The organism is Alteromonas antoniana (genome assembly GCF_019249295.1).
In the GTDB taxonomy this organism is placed as follows: Bacteria; Pseudomonadota; Gammaproteobacteria; order Enterobacterales; family Alteromonadaceae; genus Alteromonas; species Alteromonas antoniana.
This window is the reverse complement of the sequence record NZ_JAESDH010000036.1, coordinates 17,390-35,053: the sequence shown is the minus strand read 5'-3', so window position 1 is coordinate 35,053 and position 17,664 is coordinate 17,390. Positions and strand designations below refer to the sequence as shown.

The window sequence follows — 17,664 nt, the reverse complement described above, 5'->3', positions numbered from 1 at the left end:
TGCGCTTAGGTCTTTGATTACTTGAAGTTGTCATAAAGAAGTCCTCTTTATGTCTACGTATTTCAGGACGGGACACAGAATATAAAAAAGGCCGGTCGAAACCAGCCTTTATTTATGACAGTCTGCTAATTCAGACCTGGTTGCCTGGCGGCAACGTTACCCCGTATTACGCATACCAATCGCGATACCTGCAATGGTTACCATCATGGCGCGCTCAAGCGTGGTGTTGTGTGCATCTTCTCCGGCTTCACGAATACGTTCCAGCAACTCAATTTGCAGATAATGCAGCGGCTGAAGGTACGCGGCGCGGATCTCCATCGACTCTTTACCTGACGGATCGTTATCCATAATGCCTTTCTGGCCAGTCAGCGCCAGAAGCGACTCGATGCTGTCTTTCAGTTCAGTTCGCAGCGCCTCACCGAAATGTTTTAACTCATTCGGCACCAGACGGGCATCGTACGCTTCACTGATGCGCGGATCGGCCTTATGAAATACCATGTCCAGCATCGACAGACGCGAACGATAAAACGGCCATTCAGAGAACATTTCTGCAACCACTTTCTCGTCACTCTCTGACTTCACCTTATCGATAGCGCGCATTACGCCAAGCCATGAAGGCAAGACCAGGCGGGTTTGTGCCCACGCGAAAATCCACGGGATAGCACGCAAACTCTCGATGCCGCCCTGAGGCTTACGCTTAGACGGACGGCTGCCCAGCGGCAGTTTACCCAGCTCCTGTTCCGGCGTTGCCACGCGGAAATAAGGCACGAAGTCTTTGTCTTCACGTACCGTGCCGCGGTAATTATCGCGACCTGCGGCAGCCATCTTGGTGATGAGCTCACGCCATTCCTGTTTCGGCGCTGGTGGCGGGAACAGCATAGCTTCAATGATAGCGCTGGTATAAATACCTAAGCTACGTTTGGCCAGTTGCGGCATACCGAATTTATAACGAATAGTTTCGCCTTGTTCGGTAACCCGGAAACCACCGTCCAGTGAGCCCGGAGGCTGAGAGTGAATTGCCGCATGTGCTGGCAGACCACCACGACCAATCGTACCGCCACGGCCGTGGAACAGGGTTAGGGTAACGTCAAATTCATCAGCTAGTGCAACCAGCGCTTCCTGAGATTCATACTGTGCCCAGCCTGCAGCCAGAGCACCGGCGTCTTTGGCTGAGTCTGAGTAGCCGATCATCACATATTGCTGGCCTTTCACGTAGCCGCGATACCAGTCAATCGACAGCAGCTTACGCATCACGGTTGGTGAATTGTTCAGGTCGTCCAGTGTTTCAAACAACGGCGCTACCGGCATCGGCCATGACACGCCCGACTCCTGTAACAGCAGCTGTACCGCCATCACATCAGAGGGTTCACTGGCCATTGAAATAATATAAATACCGAAACCGTGCTCGCTGTGTTTCGCGATGACGCGACAGGTTTCAAGCACTTCTTTTACATCGTCTGAGGCGTCCCATTTGGCAGGGAACAACGGACGTTTAGAGCTTAGCTCACGCAGCAGAAACGCCTGTTTGTCGGCCTCACTCCATTGCGCGTAGTCGCCAAGACCTAAGTAGCGGGTCAGCTCGCTGAATACGTCTGCATGGCGCTCTGAGTCCTGGCGGACATCCAGTTTAAGCAGATGAACACCGAAACAGCGTGCGCGGCGAATGGTATCCAGCAAAATGCCATCGGCAACCACTTTCATGCCGCAGTCACATAGTGAGCGGTAACAAAGCAGCAGCGGCTCTAACAGTTCGTCATTGCTGCCAACCCAGTCGCTGTCATCTGGTGAGTTGCCGGCCAGATAGTCGGCAATGCCGTCACGCGTTGCGGCGAAGCGGCGAACCAACGGACGCAGTAGCGCGCGGTAAGGTTCGTTCACATCACCAACGAGGTTGCGAAGCTCTTCATTGCAATCGAACATCGACAATTCAACCTGCAGACGGTCTAAGTCCATGGTGAAGAGTTTGGCTGCACGCTTACGCGCCAGCAAAAGCACCTGCTCGGTGACCTTAGAGGTAACAAACGGGTTGCCGTCGCGGTCACCGCCCATCCAGGAACTAAACTGAACCGGTGCGGCATCTAACGGCAATGACACCGAATAGTCTTTTTGCAGGCGATCGTCTAACTCGCGTAAAAAGTCAGGCACCGCTTCCCATAACGAGTTCTCGATAACCGAGAAGCCCCAGCGTGCTTCATCAACGGGAGTAGGGCGTTCAGAGCGGATTTCTTCAGTGTGCCAGGCTTGCGCGATCAAATCGGCAATGCGGGTTTCTACTTTTTCGCGTTCGGCGTCTGAAATCGTGTCCTGATGCAGTTCTTTCAGACAACGGGATAATTCTTTGTGCTTGTGGATCAGTGTGCGGCGGGTTACCTCGGTAGGGTGCGCCGTCAGTACTAAATCAATGTTGAGCTTCGACACCGCTTTTTGCACGTTCTCCGCACTTAGCTCTGCCTTATCAAGGTGCTCAAATAGCGCATCGATAGATGCGTCCACATTCATTGCACTGTTATATTCCTGCTCAGCAATATTGCCGAGGTTCAGAAATTGTGCAAATGCCCGACCGACGGTAAGAAGATCGGCATCTGACATGCTTTTGAAAATTTCTTTCAGATTTTCACTGCGGTCGGCATCTCCCTGGTAGGATGATCTGCCGTCTTTTCGGATGGTTTCAATCTTATCCAGCCACTCTTGTCCCAGTTGCGCCTTGATCGTTTCACCAAGCGTTTTTCCCAGGTAGCGTACTGTATCTTTCAGTTCAGCATCATAGTGTGATTGCATTGCGTCCTCCTGCTTGCATGCCTTTCACCTTACTTCGTCAAGGCGTTCTTGTCTAACTCCAAAGAGTTATAATTTAAATCTATAAATTTAGTTCAGTTAGGATGAAACTTTGTGTCAGGCAAGATGTTTCGTGGTGTGATACACTCTTTGCCCGAAAAATATTGGTGCGTTGCGTATTGTATCAAGTGCGCAAAACTTAACCAATATATGTAATTTTATTTCAGGAGTTCTTGTGACAGATACCTTCGATACGGTAGAAAAACAGGCCAGCTACGGCATTGGTTATCAAATGGGTGAACAACTTCGCACAAATCCTTTCGATGGCATGGCCATTGATGCGGTTGTTGCCGGTCTTCAGGACGCGTTTGGCGGTTCTGAGCCTAAAGTCGATAATGACACGCTGCGTAACGCTTTCGGTGAAATTCATCAGCGCATGCAAGCGGCGAAAGAAGAAGCCAGCAAAGCAGTCATTGAAGAAGGGAATGCCTTCTTAGCGAAAAACGCCGAGCGCGAAGAAGTGTCTGTTACAGAGTCAGGCCTGCAGTACGAAGTGATCGCAGAAGGTGAGGGAAGCTCGCCAAATGCAGACAGCACCGTGCGTGTTCACTATCACGGTACCTTAATTAACGATCAGGTATTTGACAGCTCTTACGAGCGTGGTCAGCCTGCTGAATTCCCGGTTAACGGCGTTATCAAAGGCTGGACCGAAGCCCTTCAAATGATGAAGGAAGGCGCAAAATGGCGTCTGTATGTTCCGCATAACCTTGCCTACGGCGAGCAGGGTGCTGGCGGCGCGATCGCCCCTTACAGCACACTGGTCTTTGACGTTGAGCTGTTAGACGTACTTAGCTAAAGACGTCGGCCAAAGACTCAGAGTGGGTGAGAAAGCTTGCCCACTCTTTCCTTTTCCCTGCCTTGCTATTTAGCACTTATAGCATCAGATACGCTATCCTACCCGATTATCTTCAGCGCATTCAGAATCCGTTTCCCAGAAACACATAGCGATCAAAGGCGACCCATTGCCTTTCTGTCTTAGCTAATATTCACGCTCAAAATTAAATACTGACGAAAACACACTCTCAGAAATAAATAAACGCTGTCGCCGCTGCATTCCACTTACGCCTGCGTAATATAACCAGCATCTTGTCAGGTTGAGTGATTGGCAAAAGACACAAATGTCATTACCCTAGCAGGTAACGTAAACAGATTGTTAAACGGACTGATAAGTCGCTATGTCCACCCCCTCCAATGTAAATACCCCTTCACCGGCATACCGTGGCATCGACAAAGTTAATGCCGCGCTGTGTCGATGGGTTAGTATCGGCACCCTCATAATGGTGTTGCTTACTTTTCTTATTGTTGTTTTTCGCTATGGCTTTCAGATGGGCTGGATTGCCTTGCAGGAGTCGGTGATGTATCTGCACGCGCTGGTCTTTATGGTGGGTATTGCCCATACCCTGAGGGTGGATGGGCATGTGCGAGTAGATGTGATGTACAGAAAAATGTCGCCTCGCAAGCAGGCTTGGGTCAACCTGACTGGAACGCTTATTTTTCTGATACCGGTTTGTGTCACGGTGATAGTGATCAGTTTTCCATATGTGGCAAAGTCCTGGGAGTTACTGGAATCTTCTCAGGAAGCAGGGGGATTGCCGCTGGTGTTTTTGCTCAAGTCTCTGATCCCGCTTTTTGCGTGCCTGACCCTGCTGCAGGGATTCAGTGATATCGCCCGCTATATTGAACAATTTAAAGGAGGGGCACGCTGATGGAGTGGATGGCCGTCGCTCTTTTTGTCTGCGTTTGCGTGGTGCTGCTGTTCGGATACCCTGTAGCACTGACCCTGGCAGGAACATCATTGGTTTTTGCCGCCATTGGTTTTGTGACAAATACATTTGATACCAGTTATCTTAATGCAATGCCAAGCCGACTCTATGGCATTCTGACCAATCAAACCCTGATAGCCGTTCCGTTATTTATTTTTATGGGCATTGTGCTGGAGAAGTCGCGGGTAGCTGAAAACCTGCTGACAGCGATGGCTGCGCTGATGGGGCGTTTTCGTTCGGGCATGGCAATATCTGTTGTCCTGGTTGGCATGCTGCTGGCAGCCAGCACCGGAATTGTTGGTGCAACCGTCGTCACCATGGGGTTGCTGTCGTTGCCATCTATGCTTAAGCGCGGCTACTCGCCGTCTTTTGCCAGCGGTGCCATTTGTGCCACCGGCACACTCGGACAAATTATTCCTCCTTCTATCGCGCTGGTACTGTTAGGGGATGTGCTTTCCAGTGCGTTTCAGCAGGCTCAGCTTTCCATGGGAATATTTTCGCCCGATACGGTGTCAGTGGGCGATTTGTTTGTCGGCGCACTGATCCCCGGTTTGTTACTGGTGGGCTTATATTTGCTTTATGTCATGATAACCAGCAGCCGCAGTATTGATGCCAGCGATTCAGAACCTGTTGCGCCGCAAGCCATCTCCGGCATGCAACTGGTAAATGCATTACTACCACCGCTGGTACTGATTATCGTGGTGCTGGGTTCGATTCTGGCCGGGTTTGCGACGCCGACAGAAGCGGCAGGGGTTGGCGCTACTGGCGCACTACTATTGGCGTTGATGCAGCGCCAGCTTAGCTGGCAGCGAATCAAAGATGTGATGATGGACACCACCAAAGTCACCTCTATGGTTTTTTTGATTCTTATTGGCGCCTCTATTTTTTCGCTGGTTTTCCGCGGGTTTGGCGGCGAGCGGTTAATTCACGATTTTCTGAGCAACCTGCCGGGCGGCGTTATCGGTGCCATGCTGGTGGTGATGCTGGTAGTGTTTGTCCTTGGCTTTATTCTCGATTTTATTGAAATTACGTTTGTTGTCGTGCCGCTGGTTGCGCCGATTTTACTGGCAATGGGCGTTGACCCGGTGTGGTTGGGAATTATGCTTGCCGTGAATTTGCAAACCTCGTTTTTAACACCACCATTCGGTTTTGCACTATTCTATTTACGGGGCGTTGCGCCACCTGAAGTGTTAACCAGCGATATTTATCGTGGTGTCGTGCCCTTTATCTGTATACAAATTATGCTATTAATAGCGCTGGCTGTTTGGCCTGAACTGGCAACCTGGTTGCCTGATACCCTGTACGATTAATCGGAATAATAATATGAAAAAATATGGAATTGCCGCATTGTTAGTACTTGCTATGGCAGCGATATCCGCCTGCTCGGATAATACGGCGAAGACACCGTCCGACACCACGAATGCCCCCCAGCAAACCTACAAGTGGAAACTGGTAACATCCTGGCCCAAGAATTTTCCCGGGCTGGGAAGGGGGCCGGAAACCTTTGCAGAATACGTCAACACGATGTCAGGTGGTCGCCTGCAGGTAACAGTGTACGGGGCCGGGGAACTGGTGCCGGGGTTTGAAGTCTTTGACGCGGTGTCGCAGGGAACCGCACAGATGGGACATGCCGGTGCCTACTACTGGAAAGGAAAAATGCCTGCAGCACCGATTTTTTCTGCTATTCCGTTTGGTATGAATGTGACCGAGATGAATGCCTGGCTCCACTATGGCGGCGGTATGGAATTATGGCGTGAACTTTACGCGCCATTTGGCGTGATCCCGTTTGCCGGTGGAAATACCGGTGTGCAGATGGCGGGATGGTTCAAAAACGAAATTACCAGCCTGGATGATTTTGCCGGTTTGAATATGCGTATTCCCGGACTGGGCGGTGAGGTATTTAAGGCAGTTGGTGGTGTGCCGGTATCGCTGACCGGGGGCGAAATATTTGTGTCACTGCAATCCGGTGCCATTGATGCGACTGAGTGGGTCGGGCCCTATAATGATTTAGCCTTCGGCCTGTTTCGTGCTGCTGACTACTATTATCACTCAGGCTGGCATGAGCCAGGCACCGCGCTGGAGTTTATCGTTAACCAGGAGGCCTACGAGGCGTTACCAGAGGACCTGCAAAAAATCGTTGAAGTGGCTACCCGAGCCGTAAACCAGGATATGCTGGACGAATACACCGCGCGAAACAACCAGGCGATGCAGAAGCTGATTAACGAGCACGGGGTTAAGGTTCGCCCATTGCCTGATGACGTTCTCAACGCACTGAAAGAACCCACGGCTGAAGTCATGGCGCAGAAATCAGCAGAGGATGCGATGTTCAAAAAAGTCTATGAATCCTACAGCGCGTTCTATGAAGGAGTGCGCAACTACCATAAGCTTTCCGAGCAGGCGTACTATAATAACCGATAGTACCAAGAGTATCTGGTAACACCAAGCGCCAGGACCTGTTGCTGATGCGGCAACAGGTCGCTACTATCATTATGTTTCCTGCGACCTGACGTGATCCGACGATTGTCTTATCTGCTCCGAGTTGTTATCACGGTAGGCATCATTACAATACCCGCACAATTAGCAAAGGACGTAAGTTATGGTTATCAAGCCTAAAGTCAGAGGCTTTATCTGCACCAACGCACACCCCACAGGCTGTGCTGAGTCGGTTGCACAACAGATTGAATACGTAAAGCAGCAGGGCGATCTGGGTGATGGCCCCAAAAATGTGCTGGTACTGGGGTGTTCTACAGGCTACGGTCTGGCATCACGGATCACCGCCGCGTTCGGCTATGGTGCAAACACGCTCGGCGTGTGTTTTGAAAAAGCGCCCAGCGAGCGTAAAACCGGTACTGCCGGTTGGTACAATGTGGCGGCGTTTCATGACCAGGCCAAATCGGCCGGCCTCTATGCCGACACTCTTAATGGCGATGCGTTCTCCAGCGAAATGAAGGACGACGTGATTGCCAAAATCAAAGAAGAGATGGGTAAGGTCGATCTGGTGATCTACAGTCTGGCTGCACCTCGTCGCACCGATCCGGAAACGGGTATTACGTATAAGTCGACATTGAAGCCAGTTGGGCAGGCGTATACCACCAAGACCTATGATACCGATAAAGATAAGGTTCATGAAGTAACTCTGGAGCCAGCCAACGATGAAGAGATCCTTAACACCATCAAAGTGATGGGCGGTGAGGACTGGGAACTATGGTTGGATGCGTTGGCAGATGCCGATGTACTGGCTGAAAACTGCCAGACTACGGCTTACACCTACATAGGGAAAGAACTTACCTGGCCAATTTACGGACAGGCCACCATTGGTAAAGCCAAGGAAGACCTGGACCGCGCTGCAGCGGCGATTATCGGCAAACACAGTAATTTGCTGGTGGATGCGCACGTAAGCTCGCTGAAGGCGCTGGTTACACAGGCCAGCTCCGCCATTCCTGTCATGCCATTGTACATCTCTTTGATTTATCAGGTTATGAAGGAAGAAGGGACGCACGAAGGATGTATTGAGCAAATCTATGGTTTGTTTACATCCTGCCTGTATGGCGATAATCCTACACTGGATGAGGCGAACCGCTTCCGCATGGACGGGAAAGAAACCAACGATGCTACACAAGCGAAAATAAAAGCGCTGTGGGATCAGGTCACGCAGGAGAATTTCCACGAGCTAAGTGATTATGCCGGTTATCATCATGAGTTCCTGAAACTCTTCGGATTTGATATTGACGGTGTTGACTACGATGCCGATGTTGATCCGCAAGTGAGCTGGTAAGTTATAGAAAGTGCGACCATAGACCTGTTTGCATCATTCTTAAGCCTTTCTGTAAAAAGCCGTCGTCATCGACGGCTTTTTTGAAGTCGGCCGCTACTGCAGGCAGATAGCGGCTTCAAAGGCAATCCAACCAACATAAGGGGACGCGTAAAATGAAGAGGCTATCGGTAGAAAAGTGGAGATAAGGCATTGTACAGACTGGCAGTATCGTCATTTTTACACTAATTAGTATAAAAATTTTGGTTTCTCTGTGATTAGCATGGCACAACCGTACAGGTTAATGCTAAAATCCCGAAATTAAGTAGGGGCTTAATCTGCCTTACTTCGAGACAGTGGCGCAGAACACGCATCACAACAACAATAATACAAGCTAGCGACCAGCCACACGTCTATCAAGATAGAAAAACAAGAAACGTCAGAAGCGACTTTCCGACGGGGTGACGGTAAACCCGGTCCCCGGAATTGTCGAAATTGGGATATTCAATAGCGAAAGGTGATTAACACCTGTTTAGAGTGCGCTTTCGCATGATGACAGGCAGAATTCCTGCGGTCATGCAAAAGGGTATTTCTATTAGAGTAGTGCAATTACGTATGATAAAAATCAAGAAAGGTCTCGACCTCCCAATTGAGGGAGCGCCGCAACAGCAGATCTCTGACGGATCAGCTGTCACGCGCGTTGCCGTTCTGGGAGAAGAATATGTGGGTATGCGCCCTACCATGCACGTCCAGGTTGGCGACAAAGTGAAAAAAGGTCAGATTCTTTTTGAAGACAAAAAGAATCCTGGCGTGAAATTCACTGCGCCGGCTGCGGGTGAAGTGGTAGAGGTTAACCGTGGTGCAAAACGTGTTCTTCAGTCAGTAGTGGTTAAAATCGACGGTGACGATGCTGTTACTTTCGACAAAATCGCGGCTGACCAGATCGCCAGCACATCACGTGAGCAACTTCAGTCAATTCTGGTAGAGTCAGGGTTGTGGACGGCGTTGAGAACGCGTCCTTACAGCAAATCACCTGCACTCGACTCAGTGCCGCATTCCATTTTCGTCAACGCCATGGATACCAATCCGCTGGCCGCTGATCCTACTGTCATCCTTGCTGAACGTGAATCAGACTTTGTAAACGGACTGAATGCACTGACGCAAATGAGTGGCGGTAAGGTGTTTGTGTGCAAAGCGGCTGGTTCGACTGTACCGACCGGTAACGCTGCGGTTGACGTTGAAGAGTTTGGTGGTCCTCACCCGGCGGGTCTGACTGGCACGCATATCCATCATCTGGATACGGTTGGTCAGGGCAAGAAGGTCTGGACTGTGAACTATCAGGACGTGATGGCTATCGGCGCATTGCTAACCACCGGCGAGCTGGACAATCGTCGTGTTGTAGCGATTGGCGGTCCGGCAGCGAAAAATCCGCGTCTGGTGCGAACCGTGCTTGGTGCTGACGTCGCTGAACTGACTGAAAGCGAGCAGACTGACGGTGATATCCGTGTGGTTTCTGGTTCAGTATTGAACGGAACGACCGCACAGGGTGTTCACGGCTTTTTAGGTCGTTTCCATTTGCAAATCTCATTGCTAAAAGAAGGTCGCGAGAAGAAATTGTTTGGCTGGATCACGCCTGGTTCAGACAAGCACTCAGTGACCCGTGCCTACTTAGGTCACTTAAGTGGCAGCAAGAAATTCGATATGACAACAACTACCAATGGCTCTGAACGTTCTATGGTGCCAATTGGTAACTACGAACGCGTTATGCCCCTGGACATCATTCCCACGCTGCTTTTGCGTGATTTGATCTCTGGTGATACTGACAGTGCTCAGGCGTTAGGTTGCCTGGAATTGGATGAGGAAGATTTGGCATTGTGTACTTACGTATGCCCTGGCAAATACAACTATGGTCCGATCCTGCGCGACGTTTTGACCACGATTGAGAAAGAGGGTTAAGTCATGGGTTTAAAAGCGTATTTAGAGAAAATCGAACCAAACTTCGAGCCAGGTGGTAAACACGAGAAATGGTACGCGCTGTACGAAGCGGCTGCGACCATCTTCTACACGCCGGGCAAAGTAAACAAAGCCAACACACACGTGCGTGACAGTATCGACCTGAAACGCATTATGATCATGGTATGGATGGCAACCTTCCCAGCCATGTTCTTTGGTATGTACAACATTGGCTTCCAGGCAAGTGAAGCCATTGCTGCTGGCGCAGGCACATTGCCTGATACGTGGCAGGCTGGTCTGTTTACCGCGCTAGGTGGTGACCTGACGAATTCTGGCATATTAGGTATGTTCTTCTATGGCGCCTGCTTCTGGCTGCCAATTTATGCCGTCACTTTCATTGTGGGTGGCTTCTGGGAAGTCCTGTTTGCCTCTGTGCGCAAGCACGAAGTTAACGAAGGTTTCTTCGTGACTTCAGTGTTATTCGCACTGACATTGCCAGCCACTATTCCATTGTGGCAGGTAGCGTTGGGTATTACTTTCGGTGTGGTAATCGCCAAAGAAGTGTTCGGCGGAACGGGCCGTAACTTCTTAAACCCGGCGCTTTCTGGCCGTGCGTTCCTGTACTTTGCTTATCCTGCACAAATTTCTGGTGATCAGGTCTGGGTTGCAGCAGATGGTTACTCAGGTGCAACGTCTCTGAGCCAGGCAGCATCAGGTAATCTTGATTACAGCAATATGGACCAGTGGATGAACAGCTTCTTTGGGACCATCTCTGGCTCTGCCGGTGAAGTCTCGGCGCTGGCTATCCTGATTGGTGGTTTGTTTATCATGTATATGCGTATCGCAAGCTGGCGTATTGTTGCCGGTGTCGCGTTAGGTGTGGCGTTCTTTGCAACGTTGCTTAACATGATTGGCAGCGATACTAACTACATGTTTGCGATGCCCGCACACTGGCACTTTGTTGTTGGGGGTCTGGCATTTGGTATGTTCTTCATGGCGACCGATCCGGTATCTGCGTCCTTCACCAACAAGGGGAAATGGGCATACGGTATCTTCATCGGATTTATGACCGTACTGATTCGCGTCCTGAACCCTGCATTCCCGGAAGGGGTTATGCTGGCAATTCTGTTTGCTAACCTGTGGGCGCCACTGTTCGACTATTTTGTCGCGCAAAGCAATATTAAGCGGAGGGTAGCTCGTGTCGGCTAAGAAAGAGTCTTTAGGAAAAACAGTCGGCATCGTTGTTGCTGTCTGTCTTGTATGTTCTATCGTTGTATCTGGTGCAGCCGTTGGTCTTCGTTCTTTGCAACAAACTAACGCTGCGCTGGATAAGAAAACTAACATTCTGACTGCCGCGGGTCTGTATGAGACCGGCATGAGCAATAAGCAGATTGAAAGTACTTATGCAGAGCGCGTTGAGCAACGTTTTGTTGACCTGGAAAGCGGTGAGTTTACCGAAGCACCAGAAGCTGACTACGACATGTACAAAGCCGCTAAGCAGACTGAGTACAGCACGAAGGTGACTAACAGCAATGTGGGTTTCCAGCGTCGTCCAAACGTGGCTAGCGTATACATGGTTCGCGACGAGACTGGTGACGTATCGCGCGTCATCCTGCCGGTACACGGCAGCGGTCTGTGGGATCTGATGTACGGATTCCTGGCGGTTGATAACGACGGTCAGACTGTCAGAGAGCTGATTTATTATCAGCAAAAAGAAACGCCTGGACTGGGCGGTGAGGTGCAAAATCCTGCATGGCAGGATAAGTGGGACGGCAAGAAGCTTTACGAAGATGGCGAAGTCGCTATCCGCGTGAAGAAAAATGCTAACCCAAGCAACCCACACTCAGTGGATGCACTATCAGGTGCAACTCTTACCAGTAACGGTGTGGAAAACACCATTCGTTACTGGACTGGTGAACAGGGCTTTGGCGAGTTCCTGAAGAAACAGGCATGGCGTTCATAAGGGGATTTTCATGGCAGATACTAAAGAAATGAAAAAGGCCCTCCTGGGGCCCATCCTGGACAACAACCCAATCGCCTTGCAGGTTCTGGGGATTTGTTCAGCACTGGCAATTACGACCAAACTGGAAACAGCCTTGGTAATGTCACTGGCGCTAACCAGCGTTGTGGCGTTCTCAAACCTGTTTATCTCTCTGATTCGTAACCAGATTCCGTCAAGTGTACGGATTATTATTCAAATGACGATTATCGCTTCACTGGTAATCGTGGTTGACCAGATTCTGAAAGCTTACTCTTATGAGATATCCAAACAGCTTTCGGTGTTCGTGGGACTGATTATTACCAACTGTATCGTTATGGGACGTGCAGAGGCATACGCGATGAAGAGTCCGCCTCTGATGAGTCTGCTAGACGGTATTGGTAATGGTCTGGGCTACTCCTTCATCCTGATTGTTATCGGCACCATCAAAGAGTTGTTCGGTTTCGGTACCATTCTTGGATTTGAAATTCTGCCACTGGTACAAAACGGTGGTTGGTATCAGGGTAACGGTCTGTTAATTCTGCCGTTCAGCTCATTCTTCCTGATTGGCGGCATGGTGTGGTTCATCCGTACTATTCGTCCAGAGCAAGTAGAGCCTAAGGAGTAAGTCGTGGAACATTATTTATCTCTATTTGTGCGCTCAATCTTTGTTGAGAACATGGCACTATCGTTGTTCCTGGGTATGTGTACATTTTTGGCCGTATCCAAGAAAGTAAAAACAGCGATGGGTCTGGGTGTTGCCGTTATCGTGGTACTGGGTATTTCGGTACCGGTTAACCAGATTATTTACGTAAATATCCTGGCACCGGGTGCGCTGGAATGGGCTGGCTTCCCTGAAGCGGACCTGAGCTTCCTTAACTTCCTGACCTTTATCGGCGTTATCGCAGCGTTGGTACAGATTCTGGAGATGAGTCTGGATAAGTTCTTCCCTGCCTTATATAACGCGCTGGGTATCTTCCTGCCGCTGATCACAGTTAACTGTGCCATCTTTGGTGGTGTGGCGTTTGCGGTACAACGTGAATACACACTGAGCGAAAGTGTCGTTTACGGCGTAGGTAGTGGTATCGGTTGGGCAATTGCCATCGTATTGCTGGCTGCCGTACGTGAAAAACTGAAATATGCCGATATGCCTGAAGGTATTCGTGGTCTGGGCTCTGTGTTCATGATCGCGGGTCTGATGGCGCTGGGTTTCCAGTCTTTCACTGGTATTCAGCTGTAATCGAGCTCGGGAGCATATAAATGAATCAAGTAGAAATATTTCTTGGCGTCGGCATGTTCATTGCCATCGTATTGGCGCTGGTATTCATCATCATGTTTGCCAAGTCGAAACTGGTACCTAGTGGTGATGTGAAAATTACGATTAATGACGATCCTGACAAAGCCATTCAAACTCAGCCAGGCGGTAAATTGCTTGGTGCGCTGGCAGAAGCGGGTATCTTCGTATCTTCAGCGTGTGGTGGCGGTGGCTCATGTGGCCAGTGTCGTGTAGATGTGAAGTCAGGTGGTGGTGAAATTCTGCCAACCGAACTGGATCACATCACTAAGCGTGAAGCCCGTGAAGGTTGCCGTCTGTCATGTCAGGTTGCGGTTAAGCAAGACATGGATATCGAACTGCCTGAAGAAGTGTTTGGTATCAAGAAGTGGGATTGTGAGGTTATTTCTAACGATAACCAGGCAACGTTCATCAAAGAACTGAAACTGAAGATTCCAAATGGCGAAAGTGTACCTTTCCGTGCAGGTGGTTATATTCAGATTGAAGCTCCGCCGCATCACGTGAAGTACAAAGACTTCGATATTCCAGAAGAGTATCGTGGCGATTGGGAGCGCTTTGGCTTCTTTGATATCGAATCAAAAACGGATGAAGAAGTTATTCGTGCCTACTCCATGGCGAACTACCCGGAAGAAGAAGGCATTATTATGCTGAACGTGCGTATTGCTACGCCGCCGCCTAATAACCTGAGCCTGCCTGCCGGTAAGATGTCTTCTTACATCTGGAGCCTGAAAGAAGGTGACAAAGCGACTATTTCTGGTCCATTCGGTGAATTCTTTGCGAAAGAAACCGATGCGGAAATGGTATTCGTTGGTGGTGGTGCAGGTATGGCACCTATGCGCTCGCACATCTTCGATCAGCTTCGTCGTCTTAAGACAGATCGCAAGATTTCGTTCTGGTACGGTGCACGTTCACTTCGTGAAATGTTCTACACGGAAGATTTCGACGAGCTGGCGGAAGAAAACGATAACTTCGAATGGCACGTAGCCCTGTCTGATCCTCAGCCAGAGGACAACTGGGAAGGTCAAACAGGCTTTATTCACCAGGTGCTTTTAGAAAACTATCTGAAAGATCACCCGGCGCCGGAAGACTGTGAGTTCTACATGTGTGGGCCGCCGATGATGAACGCCGCGGTAATCAACATGTTGAAAGACCTCGGTGTAGAAGATGAAAATATCATGCTGGATGACTTTGGTGGTTAAGACAGCAGCGGTATAATGAAAGGGGGCAGAGGCCCCCTTTTTTTATAGTGAGGGATTGCAGTGAAAGCAGCTTATATACAAGTACTTATTGTCGCTATTGTGGTATGTATTCTCAGCGCATGTACCAGCGAGAAAATGCCTGTCGTGCACCTGAATGGTCCGACGATGGGAACCACTTATAACATTAAATACGTGGTAGAAAACGAAGACGCAATAGACGATCTTCAGCGCAAAGTTGATGAACGCCTGGCCGAGATCAATAAGCTGATGTCGACGTATGACACGACTTCCGAGCTGTCCCGGTTCAATCAATATCGCTACACAGATACGTTTGCCGTGTCTGATGAGACACAACTGGTCGTCACAGAGGCATTACGTCTTGGTGAGTTAAGTGATGGCGTGTTAGACATTACAGTAGGGCCGCTGGTCAATCTATGGGGCTTTGGTCCTAACAAGCGACCAGCACAAATCCCAACGCAGGCTGAGATAGACGAAGTGCGTAACTTTGTGGGCCTGGATAAGGTGGCAGTGAGTGATTCCGGTCTCACTAAGCGACATCCCATGGTATATGTCGATTTGTCTACCATTGCAAAAGGTTACGGCGTTGATCAGATAGCGGAGCTACTGGAACGTCACGGCCTGAAGAACTATCTGATAGAGATCGGCGGGGAAATGCGGGTTCGCGGCCATCGCGGCAATGGCGATCCCTGGTTGATTGCAATAGAAAAACCGGTAACGACGGAACGGGCCATTCAAAAAGTTGTCTCTATAGGCAGGAACGCCATAGCAACATCCGGAGACTACCGGAACTACTATGAAGACGATGGCGTAAGATATTCACATCTTATCGACCCGCGTACCGGCAGACCGATTTCGCATAATCTGGTGTCGGTAACGGTGGTTCATCCTTATTCGATGACGGCAGACGGTCTTGCGACTGCGATTAATGTGATGGGATGGGAACAAGCCATATCACTGGCTGAAGAACAGGGATTAGCGGTGTTATTGATTCGAAAAACCGACGATGGTTTTGAAGAGTATATTTCATCAGAATTTGATAAAATTGTAGACGTACATAATTAGTGCGTAGCAGCTTAGAGGTTTAACATGTCCACGTTTATTCTTGCCTTTGTTTTCTTTTTGGCGATGGTGCTTGCCATGGCCGTTGGATACCTGGTGCAGAGAAAATCCATTTCCGGAAGTTGTGGTGGACTGGGTGCATTAGGCATTGAGAAAGCCTGTGACTGCCCTGAACCCTGCGACAGAAAGAAAGCGCGTATGGAAAAAGAAGAGGCGCGGGAAAAGAAGCTCAAGGAATGGAAGCAGAATCAGATTCTATAATTGGATTTAACGCAGCCTGACTGCGTTTATCAGAGCATTAAAAAAGCGGGTCATTATTAGACTCGCTTTTTTGTTTCTGCACCTCGCAATTAACCAACCGACGTACTTACCATTTGCGACTGAACCGGCAAGTAAACTTGCGTTGGGATCAATCCTATACCTGGTTATCTTCTGACAAGCAGACTGTTGCGAAGCGACGCTATCGATAGCGAATCAGGCGAACCAAAGCTGATTGTCGCGTCTAACCAGCGGCGCTTCGACCTTTGCCTGTATCGCCGGTAATAAACCCAGCGGTGCCAGGAGCGTATCTACTGTGGCTTTGTCCTGACCAGCTAACTGCCCATAGCAGGCTTGTACTCGTTGCCACTTCCATTGCAGAAAAGGAAAGGTCTTGCGCTGGCCGCTAATGTCGCCAATAGAAAATGACAGACTGCCGACAGTTCTTGGTACCGGTTCTGCGTGCCCGGTGGCCGCAAAATCTGCAACTTGCTTCAGAGTTTGAATAATAACGTCTCCCATCTCGTCGGCCATGCGCGCAATGATGGGCGTTATCAGACCGGAATCGGTCAGCGCGGTGACGGTGGTATCCAGAGGCGAGGAAAATGTCATTCTCTGTATCCACGCTGACACAGCTGGCGCCTTTTCATCCATAAGTCGTTTAGAGTATGGATCGCGGCCCAGGTGGGCGTAAAGCGGACCATAAAGTCCAAAGTCTGCCAGGGTCGGCGTATTGCCAAAAATGAAATCAGATTGAGTCAGGCAGGCGTTTAGGTCACTGAGTAACTCAAGATAGCTCTGTTCGATGGCAGGAATTGTCTGTGGCGTTACTCCGAGGACAGGTAGCGCGCCGGCAAAACGCTCAGCTAATTGCATTCCTACTTGTAGCTGCTCTTCTGACGTCGCATCAGGGACGGCGGTAAAACCAAATTCACCGTAAGCAAAGCGCCGGTTTTCTTCAATACTCCAGCGGTAGTGCATTGCAGGGATCACCAGCCACTCATCGCCATAACAGTGCAGCAGTTCTGCCAGAAAATTTGTGACAGCATCCGGTGTGGCAACCGGATTATTGGGAAAGCGTGACTCCAGCTTATCGATAATGACAGTCGTGTCCTGCCAGACTTCATCTTCCGGCGTGACTAATACCGGAATATAACGTACCCCAGTGCGGGGGATGATCACGCTCTTATAGCACGATTGCGTCGATAGCGTTTCGTCGAAAGGGATCGCTTTGTAGCGCAAATAGCTGCGCAGTTTTCCGGTGTACAGTGAGCAGGGCGAACCTATCAGGGTATATTTCGTATCCAACGGCATGACCATGAATATTTGAAGATGTAAGTAAGCGTAGCGAACTTATCTCTCACTTTGGCTTATATTCTCTGATAGTTATTTATTGATAGTGGTGAGACATGTCGATTCGCATTATCCCTGAGCCGCTAGAGAGTGAATGTCAGTTCTGTATGACTTGCACCGCTTCAACGTCGATGTGAGCCCCCCCTTGCGGCCCCGGAGCTGGCAGGGGAGTAGGTTATTTTGCCTTTGCGGAATGCCGG

At 49.8% G+C, this 17,664-nt stretch carries 15 protein-coding genes; 13 read left to right on the top strand and 2 right to left on the bottom strand.

Annotated features, from left to right (window positions below; genetic code table 11):
* Window positions 1–156: 156 nt before the first annotated feature.
* Window positions 157–2,778, bottom strand: a complete 2,622-nt coding sequence (ppc, locus tag JKP77_RS20400; protein WP_218313016.1) for a phosphoenolpyruvate carboxylase — start codon at window positions 2,776–2,778, stop codon at window positions 157–159.
* Between the two features lie 232 nt (window positions 2,779–3,010).
* Between ppc and JKP77_RS20395 the strand changes: the two genes are divergently transcribed.
* The 13 genes from JKP77_RS20395 to nqrM all read left to right on the top strand — a co-directional run bounded on the left by JKP77_RS20395 (window position 3,011) and on the right by nqrM (window position 16,114).
* Window positions 3,011–3,631, top strand: coding sequence for a BamJ family beta-barrel-assembly machinery protein (locus JKP77_RS20395; RefSeq protein ID WP_218313015.1), 621 nt, complete (start codon window positions 3,011–3,013; stop codon window positions 3,629–3,631).
* Window positions 3,632–4,010: 379 nt separating this feature from the next.
* On the top strand, window positions 4,011–4,541 hold the full coding sequence (locus tag JKP77_RS20390; protein ID WP_218313014.1) for a TRAP transporter small permease subunit: 531 nt from the start codon (window positions 4,011–4,013) through the stop codon (window positions 4,539–4,541).
* Window positions 4,541–5,908 (top strand): TRAP transporter large permease, encoded by a 1,368-nt coding sequence (locus tag JKP77_RS20385; protein ID WP_218313013.1) that lies wholly within the window; start codon window positions 4,541–4,543, stop codon window positions 5,906–5,908. Before JKP77_RS20390 ends, JKP77_RS20385 begins: the two co-directional genes overlap by 1 nt.
* A gap of 13 nt (window positions 5,909–5,921) precedes the next feature.
* Window positions 5,922–7,016: a TRAP transporter substrate-binding protein gene (locus tag JKP77_RS20380; protein WP_218313012.1), complete on the top strand. Its 1,095-nt coding sequence runs from the start codon at window positions 5,922–5,924 to the stop codon at window positions 7,014–7,016.
* 178 nt (window positions 7,017–7,194) lie between these two features.
* Window positions 7,195–8,373 (top strand): enoyl-ACP reductase FabV, encoded by a 1,179-nt coding sequence (gene fabV, locus JKP77_RS20375; RefSeq protein WP_218313011.1) that lies wholly within the window; start codon window positions 7,195–7,197, stop codon window positions 8,371–8,373.
* 591 nt (window positions 8,374–8,964) lie between these two features.
* Window positions 8,965–10,305, top strand: coding sequence for a Na(+)-translocating NADH-quinone reductase subunit A (locus JKP77_RS20370; protein ID WP_218313010.1), 1,341 nt, complete (start codon window positions 8,965–8,967; stop codon window positions 10,303–10,305).
* A 3-nt stretch (window positions 10,306–10,308) separates the two neighbouring features.
* Window positions 10,309–11,511, top strand: a complete 1,203-nt coding sequence (locus tag JKP77_RS20365; RefSeq protein WP_218313009.1) for an NADH:ubiquinone reductase (Na(+)-transporting) subunit B — start codon at window positions 10,309–10,311, stop codon at window positions 11,509–11,511.
* Complete coding sequence (locus tag JKP77_RS20360; protein ID WP_218313008.1) at window positions 11,501–12,265, top strand: Na(+)-translocating NADH-quinone reductase subunit C; 765 nt, start codon at window positions 11,501–11,503, stop codon at window positions 12,263–12,265. The genes JKP77_RS20365 and JKP77_RS20360 overlap by 11 nt, the downstream gene beginning before the upstream one ends.
* A gap of 10 nt (window positions 12,266–12,275) precedes the next feature.
* A complete protein-coding gene (locus JKP77_RS20355; RefSeq protein ID WP_218313007.1) occupies window positions 12,276–12,908 on the top strand; it encodes an NADH:ubiquinone reductase (Na(+)-transporting) subunit D in 633 nt (210 codons plus the stop codon).
* Between the two features lie 3 nt (window positions 12,909–12,911).
* Window positions 12,912–13,520, top strand: a complete 609-nt coding sequence (gene nqrE / locus JKP77_RS20350; RefSeq protein ID WP_218313006.1) for an NADH:ubiquinone reductase (Na(+)-transporting) subunit E — start codon at window positions 12,912–12,914, stop codon at window positions 13,518–13,520.
* A gap of 20 nt (window positions 13,521–13,540) precedes the next feature.
* On the top strand, window positions 13,541–14,773 hold the full coding sequence (gene nqrF / locus JKP77_RS20345) for an NADH:ubiquinone reductase (Na(+)-transporting) subunit F (protein WP_218313005.1): 1,233 nt from the start codon (window positions 13,541–13,543) through the stop codon (window positions 14,771–14,773).
* Window positions 14,774–14,908: 135 nt separating this feature from the next.
* Entirely contained in the window at window positions 14,909–15,856 is a 948-nt protein-coding gene (locus tag JKP77_RS20340) for an FAD:protein FMN transferase (protein WP_218313018.1), read from the top strand.
* Window positions 15,857–15,880: 24 nt separating this feature from the next.
* Window positions 15,881–16,114, top strand: coding sequence for a (Na+)-NQR maturation NqrM (gene nqrM, locus JKP77_RS20335; protein ID WP_218313004.1), 234 nt, complete (start codon window positions 15,881–15,883; stop codon window positions 16,112–16,114).
* Between the two features lie 213 nt (window positions 16,115–16,327).
* Here nqrM and JKP77_RS20330 read toward each other — a convergent pair whose 3' ends face one another.
* The gene (locus JKP77_RS20330) at window positions 16,328–17,419 is read right to left on the bottom strand and encodes a glutathione S-transferase family protein (protein WP_218313003.1); all 1,092 of its coding nucleotides are present in this window, start codon (window positions 17,417–17,419) and stop codon (window positions 16,328–16,330) included.
* Between the last annotated feature and the right edge of the window lie 245 nt (window positions 17,420–17,664).

Bases quoted from the DNA above. Each gene is read 5' to 3' on its own strand.
- ppc (WP_218313016.1), bottom strand. From the start codon at position 2,778: ATGCAATCACACTATGATGCTGAACTGAAAGATACAGTACGCTACCTG.
- JKP77_RS20390 (WP_218313014.1), top strand. From the start codon at position 4,011: ATGTCCACCCCCTCCAATGTAAATACCCCTTCACCGGCATACCGTGGC.
- JKP77_RS20385 (WP_218313013.1), top strand. From the start codon at position 4,541: ATGGAGTGGATGGCCGTCGCTCTTTTTGTCTGCGTTTGCGTGGTGCTG.
- JKP77_RS20380 (WP_218313012.1), top strand. From the start codon at position 5,922: ATGAAAAAATATGGAATTGCCGCATTGTTAGTACTTGCTATGGCAGCG.
- fabV (WP_218313011.1), top strand. From the start codon at position 7,195: ATGGTTATCAAGCCTAAAGTCAGAGGCTTTATCTGCACCAACGCACAC.
- JKP77_RS20370 (WP_218313010.1), top strand. From the start codon at position 8,965: ATGATAAAAATCAAGAAAGGTCTCGACCTCCCAATTGAGGGAGCGCCG.
- JKP77_RS20365 (WP_218313009.1), top strand. From the start codon at position 10,309: ATGGGTTTAAAAGCGTATTTAGAGAAAATCGAACCAAACTTCGAGCCA.
- JKP77_RS20355 (WP_218313007.1), top strand. From the start codon at position 12,276: ATGGCAGATACTAAAGAAATGAAAAAGGCCCTCCTGGGGCCCATCCTG.
- nqrF (WP_218313005.1), top strand. From the start codon at position 13,541: ATGAATCAAGTAGAAATATTTCTTGGCGTCGGCATGTTCATTGCCATC.
- JKP77_RS20340 (WP_218313018.1), top strand. From the start codon at position 14,909: ATGCCTGTCGTGCACCTGAATGGTCCGACGATGGGAACCACTTATAAC.
- nqrM (WP_218313004.1), top strand. From the start codon at position 15,881: ATGTCCACGTTTATTCTTGCCTTTGTTTTCTTTTTGGCGATGGTGCTT.